Below are 12,533 nucleotides of genomic sequence, written 5' to 3' on the forward strand. Positions count from 1 at the left end.
ATAAGATATTCTAAGGGATTATTATTTCTTAAAAATTCTTTGTTCGGCAGCCTGAATCTCAGGAATACCTTGATAAAGCTTCCAAATAAGTCCGGACCGGACATTTTCCAGCATGATGGCTACACTTGCCTGGTTCATCGCCAGGTATTCATCTGACACGTCATCGCTGCGCAAATCCATCCATGATCTAAATCCATATTCCGAAAATAAAGTCTCTGAATAAAGGTTGTATAGGGCATTGATGGATCGCTTTGCTCTTGCCTGATCTAAGAATATACTGCTAATGGAAATTGCCGGATTAATTCGATAATTTCCCTCTGTATTAAAGTGTTGATAAAATCCCCAGATATCCGAATTGGTCGTCCCTACCCCTATCTCATTATCTCTGCGCTTTACCACTTGCGTATAGTTTTCTGCAATTTGCTTCAGTTGGTACTCTCCAACCTTTGCCAAGGAAGGGTTGATAGTCAGGAACGGTCGATAAAGTTCTAGCAAGCTGGAATTTATTGGACCAAATGGAACTTTTACCGCATACATGACCGTATCAAATCGGCTAGAAACTTTGATCAAGGAGTCACTTGCATTTCTTCGCATTGATCCTATTTCTTTGACTCCCACATGTTGAACAGAATCAACTTGCTGAACAGAATCGGTTGGGTTCTGTAAAGTAGATGTTGTTTTAAGGGGTTTATAGGTATAGGCAAGAGCATTGGAAAAAGCAACAGCAGGAATACTGTATTTTTTGGAAGCCACAGCTAGCATATAGCTGTTTAAGCCTGTATTTATACCAGTCAAAGGATCTTTTTTGATATAACCATCAATCATCCCAATGGCCGATTTAAGCACTAAAGGATCATCCGCCATAGCAGCAGCCGTCCAATCTACCCTATCCCATAATTTCGTTATTTCAGATCGTAAGTTCGCTTCTTCAGGAGAATCGCCTTTTAGGTATTGGCGAACGATCAATAAGGCCTCAATAATGGATGTCGTTGCCTGTACATCGTACTTTGGCGGTTCATTCAGGTATTCAGGCAAACCTTTACGACCATCAAAGAATGCCGGATAAAATCCCTTATTATTTTGAGCCTTGCCTAAAAACTCAACCACTCGCTTAACGCGACTGATGAACAAAGGTTTGCTTATAAATCCTTTCTCTACACCCACCAATAAACTCAAAAGTGCAGAACCGGTCTCTCGAACAGATACAGTTGCTTTTTCCTTCATGCGGAATGGCGTGTACATGCCGGAATTAATATCAAAATTCTCCACGAAGTAATTGACATGTGCCAATTCCACCAAATCCAATAATTGATTCTCACTAATTGCCTTAGATTCTACTTCCTTAACATCCGAAAAGGGAGATTCGCGATAATCGTAATCTACCCAGGCAATCTTATAGTAATATTTTTTATCCAACGTCGGTACAAAATCCAAGTAGCGCAACATATAAGTTGGTCGAATAGCAACTGGTGTAAATTCTTTATTATCGAAAGAACGATAAACTTTGACATATCGAATATTAGGCGATAAGGGCACCTGCCATTGCAGGTCAATATGCTTACCGTAGGCTGTAGCTTTTGAAAGAACAGCAGATGATGTTAATGCAGCAGTAGAATACTTAGCAGGTAGGAATTCAATTTGATCTAAGAATAACTGATGAACTGCAGGGCTAGCATTTTGTTGACGTAGAATAATTCCGGAGATTAACTTCTCGGCATTAAATCCAGCGAAATCCTTTACGGGAATACGGACATTGAGCCAGGTATTGAGGTTATAATCTTCAATATAATCTCCTAGAGAAAGGCTAATGGTCTGATTCATTCCCTGCTGTATGGAAATGGAAGGCAATAATTTTTGGGATGTCTCAGCAGATCCAACATAGACTTTAAGGGTCAATACATCATTTGGCGACACACGATAAAGGAATTTCTGACGACTATAACGGATATTGACATTCCAATCTCCATTATCATTGGAGATGTATTTTAAAGAGAGGGCATTCCCTGGTGTGAAATAAAGGGAGTCGGAGACCAATAGATTCCGATGTACATTTTCCACCCAACTTTGTCCGGAATAATCGACAAAGCTTCGGGCATAACTACCTTTAACCAAGCTATTGTCAAAAACTACCTCAGGATAGGATTCTGCGTATGATTTAGAGAAAAAGCAAAATAATACCAGCAGGCATAAAAGTCTAAGTTGCATATCAAAGCATTTTACTGCAAAAGTAGGGAAAATTCGTGCCAAAAGCCATGAATTAGGCGTTTTTAAAGCTTCGTGATAAAATTATTACGCAGATATAAAGCACATTGCAGAATTTTGGTTAGAATTATTTCCAGAGAATGAGTTTTCTCTCTATATTTGCAGCACGTCAAGCGAAAGTAGCTCAGTTGGTAGAGCACAACCTTGCCAAGGTTGGGGTCGCGAGTTCGAATCTCGTCTTTCGCTCAGTTGCCTAGGTGGTGGAACTGGTAGACACGCAGGACTTAAAATCCTGTTCCCGTTAAGGGAGTGCGGGTTCGATTCCCGCCCTAGGTACGGAAAAAAGCTCGACAATAGTCGAGCTTTTTTAGTATATAGTAATGAGTATTTAGTAGATAGACCTAGGGCGTGAAAAGAATTTTGTGAAAGAATAGGTTTATTTTATCAAGAGGATTCATCTTTTGTATTGCAATAAACCAAAAAGATCAATTTCATTTCCACCCCATTCATATTTTCTTAATTTTAATCAAAGGATTGCCATTTGTTTTACGAATTGCTAATTTGATGCTTTTAGTATCTTAGTTTCGTGAAAAAATGTTGGATGCAAATTAAAATCACTCCGAGCCTATAATAAATTAGATTTATGAATATTGAAACTTCTGAATTAGAAAAAAATAACTATTTAATAAAAGACAAATTAACACACGCTGAATTACATCATTTCCTGAATGATAAATTAAAACTTAGCAAAAAATGGTTTTTCTACATATACATGGTCCTTCTAATAAGTCCATTAGGTTTAATTTCCTATACAATAACAAAGAATTTAATCACTAAAGATCTTACTATTATTAATTGTATAATTTACGTGTTTTTAGGTATTGTATTAGCAATAGTTTTCATTCCTATACACGAAATAATACATTATTTTGCTTATAAAATTTGTGGAGCTAAATCGGTGTCTTTCTTTTCAAATTTTAAAAAATTCTATTTCGCAACAATAGCTGACAAATTTGTAACTAATTTATCTGAATTTTCATTTATAGCGCTTTTACCATTTACACTCGTATTATTAGGTACCCTAATAACATTTCCTTTTTTGACGGTAGAATTTCAATTAACAGCTTTGTTATATTTATTTATTCATAATATTTTCTGTAGTGGAGATTTCACCTTATTAAATTATTTGGCATCGAATAAGGGAATGGTGACATATGATGATAAAGAAAAAGGGGAAACGTTTTTCCTCCTAAAAAAATAATATATAACTGTTTATAACTAAGCGTTTTGGCGCAATGGGAAAATCGAAAGGCTACACTTCTACCTAGACAGTACATACAAATAGGATTAATACGTCTTGCTGTGTTCAGGTTAAATAAAATGATTTATAATCTTGTTACCCAACGAAAATATTCAGGTCGATTATTTTTCGGTTGTAATAAAATGGTCGATTAGGTGCTCTTTTGTTGTTGGTTCATTGTGAAAAGCTATTGCAACTATTCTGTGAATCGTAGTAGAAGCATATAGTCATTTAAGTTAATCGTATTCACTCATAAAATGGATTTCTTTGTACAGTTTTCCAATGCTTGTAAAGGGATTGCTTTCTTTATTTCCCATAAGTCATCCTATATTTTCTGTCCTGCAGAAAAGTTAAAAACAGAAGTACAAAACCGCCTATAAATGCAATATAAAAAGCAATCCGTTCTTGTCCTTGAAAGTCTTGACTATTTAATATCTCATGTTGGTTCTTTTCGATTTGAAAAGTCTCAAGGTTTAATTTGTCTACTAAATTGGAGTGATTGTAAAACACCTTAACCATATCGCCAACATTTAAGCTTTTGTCAAGGGAACCGTAATCCTGTTGCGGATTATAAACAGCCAGTTTCTGGTTCAGTCCTTGGAGCTTAATGTAGAATACTTGTTTAGTCAAAGTTGTTCGATTATGTCCGCTTGTAGAAGTTTGATGGGTTGTTATACCTTTTTCAGTAATTATTCCTTCAAATTTGTCAACTTTATTTAGGTCTGTACAGCCATTTTGAAACATCAAGTAGGCAACAAAAAAACAAGCAGCAGTTAAAAAAAATCCACCTAGAAAATACAAAACTCGTTTTAACGTTTTTGGAATTCTAAACTTTCGTAATAGCTTAAAAATGCTATTTGTCATTAGTGATTATATAGTCAGTTTCTGTCGTTATAACATTACCTATAACGGGCTGCGGCTTGGCGATAGTGATGGCATGTATTGAGCGAAAATTCAATTCAGACCGATACTTAGCCGAAGCTGTAAGCTTGATTGTAAATTTAACAAAAAAACTAAAGCAAACAGCTTTTGGAGGATAAATAGACTAGAAGTACAATTTTGTAATCACCCCGCATTTCGCCAAGCCGATGTATTTGTTGCACAATTTTTTGTCGCAATGGTAGATTAAGTACAAAAATTAAAGTTTTGGCTTTCTATATTGTAAAAGCGATTAAATTAGCTTAATTTCATCTACATTAACTTTTTTTCCTTAATACATTGAATGAATTGGTGTCTCGCTTAGTGTGTTGCAAACTTACATTATAAATCAAAATATGAGAATAATAAAAACTTCAACTACTTTATTATTATGCTTGATATTTTTAAAAATATTCGGCCAAGAGAATCAAAACAAATATTCTATAAATGTTAGTTTGACAGGATTTAAAAATAATACAAAGTTTTATCTTGTAAATCTTGATTCAACCCAAAATATTGATTCTACCTATTTAAACCAAGGAAAATTAGTTTTTAATGGTCGTGTATCAGAGCCAGTTACTTTTAAACTATATCCCGAAAATGATGATGTTTATTTCAATTTATGGGTTGAAAATAAAAAAATCACGGTAAATGGTGATAGAAACAACTTTTCAGAATTACAAGTAAAAGGCTCTCCCCTAAATAAAATATACTTTTCTGTTTTAAAAAAACATGCACATTTAGACAATTTAAGAGATAGTCTTACGGATCAAGCTATTAAGGAAACTGATAAAGCAAAGGCTAGAATAATTTGGAAAGAAATATCCAAAATAGATGATGAGACACTTAAAATAAGACTTGAAAGCATAAGTTCTTTTAAACCTTCACTTATCACAATAAATGAATTATATTTTCTAAGAAATGATCTTAAAACAGACAGCCTGAAAATTTTTTTTGACAAGTTTCCACAAAAACTTAAAGAGACCAAATATGGAGAGGTTATAAACCAATACATTATTACAAATGATCTAAAAGTTGGTTCGTTTTCCCCAGATATTTCTGGATTATCCTTAGAGAATAATAAAGTGAATCTTTCGGATTATAAAGGTAAAGTTATCCTCTTGGACTTTTGGGCTTCTTGGTGTGGTCCATGTAGGTATAGCAATAAATCCTTTGTTAATCTATATCAAAAATTCAAAGACCAAGGTTTAATAATATTGAGTTTCTCCGTGGATACTGATTATAACATTTGGAAATCTATATCCATGAAGGATAATATTACATGGACAAATATTTCAGACTTAAAAGGGTTTTACAGCAAGCAAGTAGCCGCATATAAAATTAGATCGATTCCTAAGTCATTCCTTATTGACAAAAATGGAAGGATTGTAGAAATACTTACCGGATTTTCTCAAAACACAGAACAATTACTTGAAAACAAAATAATCGAACTGTTGAAATAAAGTCTTGCTTAATAATAACGCCACTTATTTATAAGCGGTATATAAAATATTAAGCTATTTAGGCCCTATCTAATAAGAATCTCCGAAGAAGCAGAATAGTTTAGTTGAGGAATATTCTAAGCAAATGAGGGGACATTCTTTACCTTTCCGTTTTACCTTCTTGATATTCTACTAATTTTTTTTGGAATTCCTTTAGTTCTTTCGCCTGATCCTTTATCATAGATTCAATTGCTTTTTTATGTGTAAGTATTGCCATTTGTTGGTCTCCTCCTTTAAAATACCAATCAGCCATTCTTGCATAATAAATTGACAAATCCGGATATTCACCTTTAATTGCTTCAGCCATAAATAGTTCATAGGCCTCAGCTCCTAATAAGTATATTTCAGGGATAAAATGAATTGTTTCATTATTGAGGATAGACTCGAGAATAATATCGTAATGTGGGTCAATATCTAATGACAATATTTCTTTACCATAAGCAACCGCCTTTGTTTGATCGATTTTTAATAACTCTTGGAAAGTATATATTGTTGGGAAATAGGTGTACTGTAATTTGGGTTCTTTTTTGATTCTTCGATTTATCTCAACTATAGCCGAATCGGGGATATTTATATATTCATAATCCAGAATGGTATAACTAAATACAGTACCTATACTATCTTTATAATTTCTTTCCCTAACCTTTAGTTTTTCCTTTTCTAAGTCCCATTGTTGATTTATCACTTTATCTAAAACATTTTCTAAATTCATAGGATTACCAATCCATGCGAGTTTACCATTGGAATCAATTAAAAATGTTTTAGGAATTCCATCAGAACCAGTACCGTCCATCCAATTCCTGGCCATAAATTGATTGCTATCTATGGCTACGTTATAACTAATTTTATCGCCCATTTCATCGACAAAAGTCTTTATCTCTTGAACTGAGGTTTTTTCTAATTCATAAATGCTTACGCCTACAAAAGTGACCTTATCTTTATATTTAGAGGCCAATTCACTTAAGTGTGGCATAGCCCGAATACAAGGTTTACACCAAGTCGCCCAAAACTCAAGCACATAAATCTGACCTTTCTCAAATTTCTCTATGTTACTTCCCTTTATCCACTCTTTGACTTTTATCGGCGGTGGGTAATCACCAACTTCAATTTTCCTCAATATTGGAGTTGGATTATCAGCAGTTTGGCCAAATGTATAAAGAACTATAAAATTAAAAATGATAAGTAATAGGCAGGATTTAAAACCATTCCTAACTAACTTAAAGAAATAGTAATTGCATGACAACATCTTCATTTTTAATAAATATTAGTTAGTAGTGAATGTATATTGGAAACCTGATTAAGTTTATATTGGCAATATTCAACTCAATGATAGCATTTTTTACAGAAAAATAAAATTGTTTTTCAAAATCTTGCCACTTATTTCTTGAGAAGTAACGAAGGTTTGTAGGAGTTTGTTGGGATGGAAATATTAGTTTACAATTTTAGATTATTAAGTGATTTCAATAACTACTACCATGATATATCGAGACTATCTAATTAAAAGTATTTAAATTAGATTTCTTAAAATCAAAGAAAGGATGTGATACTGGATCTTTGATTTCGTCGACTAACTTTTCAAAGCGGTCTTTATCCTGGCCTACAACTACACTTATATAATTTAAATGTTTATTAACAGGCTCCCTAAGGTCAAAATCATGTTTAGTTATTATTCCCCCGTTATTTTCAATTATATACAAATCGAATAAGGAAGAAAATGAGCCAAATTGTTTTTGTAATTCAAACAATAGAAGTCTCAGAATATATAATACAGGTCCATTTGAATAAACCTTATATGAATAAGGACCCAGATGTTGATCAAGAACAATTTCAAAGGTATTATTGGAGTCAGATTTACTTTCTATTTTTTCAATAATTTCCTTTAAAAGACTTTCAATTGAAAGCGTATGGATTTCATCTTCCTTGATAAAAAATGAAATATCTTCTCTTAGTACTTGGTAAATTTTGTTGTAATCTAAAATTGGTAATTTCATAAAAGGGTTTAAAAGTTAATTGATCAAAAGGAATAGATATTGTCCCAATCGAAAGTTGCACAATTCAATATTTCCATTGGCATTCCTTGAATATCGATAAATGCACATCCATTAATAAGCTGTATAGTTTCTTGTTTGGTATGACCTACTACTTGATTAATCCCGTCCAATTTATCATTCAATAGAGGACCTGGTCTTACCCAACAAGGAGATTGTTCAACAGTATCACCATTTATACTATCTCCAAATAATTGAAATGCCTGTCTATTTTTGTCAAATAAAGTCTGTAAACTTTTGTCAATATACCTCAGATTAAGACCAACTCTTTTAGAAAATGATTTAGTTAAACCTGCATGTGTAAATAAGATATTATTAAAGGTAAATGAAGGTTGTAAATATTTTAAATTCTCTTCCAAAATTTTGTTAATGGCTGAATCAAGATTTTCTTGCCAACCAGTGCAAAGCTCATCTATACCTGATAAATATTGTAAATCATGATTGCCTATTAATAATTTCAATTTATTTGGGAATTTCTTCTTGAATTCAATTATTTCCAAAAAATTTGAAATCTGAATATGACCATCAATCTTCTCATTATCAAAATAATCACCTACAAAAACGATGTAATCAAATTGGGTGTCAATAAACATCTTCCAATCGGAACGTCCATGAATATCTCCAAATGCTTGAATTGATGCCATTATTATTTATAAAGTTTTAAAAACTATTAAATAGGTTGTAATCCTTGTTCTAAATGCTACATTCCTGTTAGAAGTTTCTAATATTTTTTCCATTCAAAACTTTTAAAGCCACTTTTTCTAGCCCAATCACTCCATACTGCTTCTAAAATTTCATTATCTCTGATGCCGGCTACATACTTATAGGTCTGAAGTACATCATTTTTATCTCTTTCATGTGTTTCAAAAACATGCAAATTTATAGAAGAGTTGTTTGGATGCTCATAAGGTGTAAGACCTAACTCCTTGTTCTTTTCAATAACAGTGGACACATTGGATTTAGTTTGTTCACTATAATCTCTAACTTTTTGTATCTCATTCTTGCCAAAGTAAAATTGGTTATTAACAGCCTTATTGTAATATTCTAAATAACCATCAGTAAAGATATACAATTGGTTTTCATATTTAATAAAGGTAGTATCAATACCATTGATAAGCATTGTATCTTTTTTAATGATTTTACCATTTTTAATTTTTTCCATTAAACTGCTGATAAGATCTAATCCAGGATTTCGAACATCAGTATATGTTTTCCTAATGGATTCATCAAATTGTTTAATTCGATTTTCAAGACCATTATTTTCAAACTTGCCTTTAGAATTAACAAATTGTTGCTTCTCAGAAGTTGTCTCAAATTCATTTAAATCAATTTTAGAAATATCATTTCCCAAAAAAGACATAAACGCAATTGATGAACGATCACCGATTTTCTTTCCGGGTTGAACACAGTTATCTTTAAAGTATTTGATTAATTGATGGATTTCTTCGAAATCTTTATTTGTTTTATTATCTAGCCTACTAGATAGGTCAGATAGAATTACAATATTTTGATATGTTAATTTTTTGTTTTCCGATTTTTTTCCACAGGATCCAAAAAATACCAAAAGAAGGAATAGACACGTAAATTTATTTTTCATGGTTAAGCTGCTATTCTTAAAGTTGATTGTTCAATTTCCCTCACTCTTTTTGCGACTTCATCTGGTGCATAATACTCTGGTAAAAACTCAACGAATCCCGATTTATAAGCTGATATTACACTATCCAAAATCATTTCTGTAAAGATTTTACCACTAGATATTCTTGCTTGATAATCTTCGAAGATATTTTTAATATTCTTCTGGAAATCAGCATAATTAGAATCAATGATGATTTTCAAGTTAGTGATAAATAGATCCAATTGTTTTAATTCTAAATACAGTTCCTCTAGTTTAGCATTTAATTCTTCAATCTTGTTTATGAGTGAATTCTTTTCAAATTCCAATTCAATCAATTTATTATTCAAGAATAAAACCTTGCTATTGATCTTGGCATCTACAATCTCCATTTGGGATTTATTATACGAATCAATTAAGAAATCAATCAATTTATGCATAACAATTAAAGGAAACATTCCGAATGCAAAGATTAACCAAAACTCACCATGTAAGGGGGCTTCCCAAATTTTAAAATCAAAAGGTTCACCCATGACAGTCGCCTTAACTTCAGCAGTTGTCATGGTAATAACTACAGAAACGATAATATCGAATAACACTATCCCAATAATGAACATCATAGTGTTTAACCATTTCTTACTATTACCAAAGATGTGGAAATTGGATATTAATACTGGAACCAAAAAGAACAACATGCCAATTAATCCAAACATGACACCATGATTAGTAAACATGTTCAGGATGGCATTTGCATCCACTATAGGGGGAACTTTCACATCAACACCTTGTTCCATAGCAGCATGTATATCGTTTGCCTCGAAAAATGCTTTATATACCGCAGAAGCGAAAAACACAGATAGGTAAAACACGAATATTACAAGGCCAATTATGGCTAATACGGTACCTATGTTCCAGAACTTTTTTAATATAACAGTTTGTTCAAGTGAGGTTTTCTCCAGTTTGTTCTTTTCTATTTCCTTATTTACTTGAAGAAGACCTCTTTCTAAAATTTCATGATTACCAGATTCTAATAATGACTTTTTCGCTTTTAGTTCTTCAACTTTGGTATTGATATTATGTTTTGCGAGATCATTATTACATTTTTCAGCTTCTATTTTACCATCTCTTTCCTGAGAAAGGCTAGTTTTAGTACTTTCAAAAGCCAATGTTATATTAGATAATAGAAGATTTTTTTTGCTTCCTAATCCTTCATCAGTAGCATATGTTCTAATCTTTTCCTTGATATTATTGTATTCAATTCGAAAAATATCCAGATTTCCAAAACTCTCTTTAGAATTTTCATATCCCTTTTCTGAATATTTATCCGTATCTAAATCAATTGCTGAATAAACTAGATTATTCAATTGATCAGAAAAGGTATCATACATGTTATTATTTTGCATAGCGTTTTTATTGTTCAATTCTTTTGTGCTATCTGTACTATTGTTTGTCTGATTTAATTCGATTCTGTGATCAATATTATACCTAAGTCTTTCAAATTCTTCAAGAAATTTGGAATACGTTTTATAATCATAAGAAACATAGATGTTCTCTATATTATTTTTACTAGCATTGTAGGAGTAATTATAAGAGCCATTGATAGATATATTATCATCAATTAATAAGAATTTATGATGCATAATTCCTCTAGAATCTCCTGTTTCAAATGCATGCACCAAAATACTCGATTCGACCAATAAGTTTTTTACAGCGTCATTTTGCTCATTAGACGATAAAATTACCTCTACATTAACATCTCGTGATTTTGCTTCAATAAATGCTGAAGCAATGTCTCGATCTGTAAACCAAGCCATGGCAAGAAAAACGTTTTTTTTTGCTTTGCCTATCTCTGAAATAATTCGGTTTTTTATTTCAGACCCATTTGTAATTAGTTCACTCATAGAACTTTTAATTAATAATTGTTTGTTGTGTTGGTATAATTATGTGTAGAGATTCTATCTACTACGTAAAAAATTTCATGGGTATAAAAGTGTGAATATAATGCAACAAAAAAGTACGGGAAACCGTAATTCAAAAAAGATTTAGCAATAATAATATTTACATACTCGAGAATTTATTAAGATGGAATATCATTTTATCATTCCTTTCTATATATCCCCTCTCCTGCCTTATCTTTGCGGCATGAATTACATAGATCATATAAACGAATATATTCAGCCGGAGCGAGAGGTGCTTTTAAAGCATCCTCTTTATGCGAAAATCAAAAGTATTGAAGACTTAAACTGTTTTACCGAAGGACATGTATATGCTGTGTGGGATTTTATGTCCTTATTAAAGGCATTGCAGATTGAATTAACCTGTGTTAGTACACCTTGGTTTGCCTCCGATTATCCGAATACGCGTTATCTAATTAACGAGATTGTTCTTGCCGAAGAGTCTGATGAGTACATAGACGGATCCAGGTTAAGTCATTTTGAAATGTATATCGACGCGATGTCAACTATGGGAGCCGATTGTTCCAAGATATTTGATTTCCTAGATAGCATTAAGCAACATCAAGATATATTCAAAGCTATTGCTGCCCTAAAAGAAGATGATCGGATTAAAGATTTCCTTAAGTTCTCCTTTGAAATTATAGCAACTAAGGAACCTCATAAAATAGCTTCAGCATTTACCTTCGGAAGAGAGGATTTAATACCTGCTATGTTTACTTCTATTTTAAAAGAGATTCAGTACAATTTTCCGGAATCAGATTTATCTAAGTTTATCTACTATTTCCAACGACACATCGAATTGGATGGAGATGAACATGGGCCATTGGCAATGCAAATGATTCAAGAATTGGCAACTGATGACGACTCTAAGTGGACTGACATGAAAATAGTCGCTAAAGAAGCTTTGCAAAAAAGAATTGCTTTATGGGATGCAATTCATGATAATTTACTTGTCGAAGTAGAGTCCTTCGCATAAAGAACCCTTACATAAAAGAC

10 protein-coding genes and 2 tRNA genes are annotated in these 12,533 nt (G+C 32.4%); 5 read left to right on the forward strand and 7 right to left on the reverse strand.

All coding sequences use genetic code 11. The features are described 5' to 3' along the window. Positions 1-21 precede the first annotated feature (21 nt). Entirely contained in the window at positions 22-2,205 is a 2,184-nt protein-coding gene (locus tag ACP6L2_RS05785; protein WP_440508330.1) for a glucoamylase family protein, read from the reverse strand. A 170-nt stretch (positions 2,206-2,375) separates the two neighbouring features. On the opposite strand from ACP6L2_RS05785, the gene ACP6L2_RS05790 reads away from it, so the two are divergent. From ACP6L2_RS05790 to ACP6L2_RS05800, 3 genes are all read left to right on the forward strand, one after another. Then, positions 2,376-2,448, forward strand: a tRNA-Gly gene (locus ACP6L2_RS05790). Between the two features lie 5 nt (positions 2,449-2,453). After that, positions 2,454-2,538, forward strand: a tRNA-Leu gene (locus ACP6L2_RS05795). Between the two features lie 307 nt (positions 2,539-2,845). Next, on the forward strand, positions 2,846-3,463 hold the full coding sequence (locus ACP6L2_RS05800) for a DUF3267 domain-containing protein (protein ID WP_440508331.1): 618 nt from the start codon (positions 2,846-2,848) through the stop codon (positions 3,461-3,463). Positions 3,464-3,808: 345 nt separating this feature from the next. Here ACP6L2_RS05800 and ACP6L2_RS05805 read toward each other — a convergent pair whose 3' ends face one another. Next, a complete protein-coding gene (locus tag ACP6L2_RS05805) occupies positions 3,809-4,366 on the reverse strand; it encodes a hypothetical protein (RefSeq protein ID WP_440508332.1) in 558 nt (185 codons plus the stop codon). Between the two features lie 410 nt (positions 4,367-4,776). On the opposite strand from ACP6L2_RS05805, the gene ACP6L2_RS05810 reads away from it, so the two are divergent. Beyond that, positions 4,777-5,883: a redoxin domain-containing protein gene (locus ACP6L2_RS05810; protein ID WP_440508333.1), complete on the forward strand. Its 1,107-nt coding sequence runs from the start codon at positions 4,777-4,779 to the stop codon at positions 5,881-5,883. A gap of 139 nt (positions 5,884-6,022) precedes the next feature. Here ACP6L2_RS05810 and ACP6L2_RS05815 read toward each other — a convergent pair whose 3' ends face one another. The 5 genes from ACP6L2_RS05815 to ACP6L2_RS05835 all read right to left on the reverse strand — a co-directional run bounded on the left by ACP6L2_RS05815 (position 6,023) and on the right by ACP6L2_RS05835 (position 11,483). Further along, a complete protein-coding gene (locus ACP6L2_RS05815; RefSeq protein WP_440508334.1) occupies positions 6,023-7,174 on the reverse strand; it encodes a TlpA disulfide reductase family protein in 1,152 nt (383 codons plus the stop codon). A gap of 241 nt (positions 7,175-7,415) precedes the next feature. Next, positions 7,416-7,913, reverse strand: coding sequence for a hypothetical protein (locus tag ACP6L2_RS05820; RefSeq protein WP_440508335.1), 498 nt, complete (start codon positions 7,911-7,913; stop codon positions 7,416-7,418). A gap of 23 nt (positions 7,914-7,936) precedes the next feature. Beyond that, a complete protein-coding gene (locus ACP6L2_RS05825) occupies positions 7,937-8,614 on the reverse strand; it encodes a metallophosphoesterase (protein WP_440508336.1) in 678 nt (225 codons plus the stop codon). 77 nt (positions 8,615-8,691) lie between these two features. Beyond that, complete coding sequence (locus tag ACP6L2_RS05830; protein WP_440508337.1) at positions 8,692-9,567, reverse strand: hypothetical protein; 876 nt, start codon at positions 9,565-9,567, stop codon at positions 8,692-8,694. A gap of 2 nt (positions 9,568-9,569) precedes the next feature. Then, a complete protein-coding gene (locus tag ACP6L2_RS05835) occupies positions 9,570-11,483 on the reverse strand; it encodes a phospholipase D-like domain-containing protein (protein ID WP_440508338.1) in 1,914 nt (637 codons plus the stop codon). 241 nt (positions 11,484-11,724) lie between these two features. Between ACP6L2_RS05835 and ACP6L2_RS05840 the strand changes: the two genes are divergently transcribed. Then, entirely contained in the window at positions 11,725-12,513 is a 789-nt protein-coding gene (locus ACP6L2_RS05840; RefSeq protein WP_440508339.1) for a DUF3050 domain-containing protein, read from the forward strand. Positions 12,514-12,533: the final 20 nt, after the last annotated feature.

The organism is Sphingobacterium lactis (genome assembly GCF_051951495.1).
Taxonomy (GTDB): domain Bacteria; phylum Bacteroidota; class Bacteroidia; order Sphingobacteriales; family Sphingobacteriaceae; genus Sphingobacterium; species Sphingobacterium lactis_A.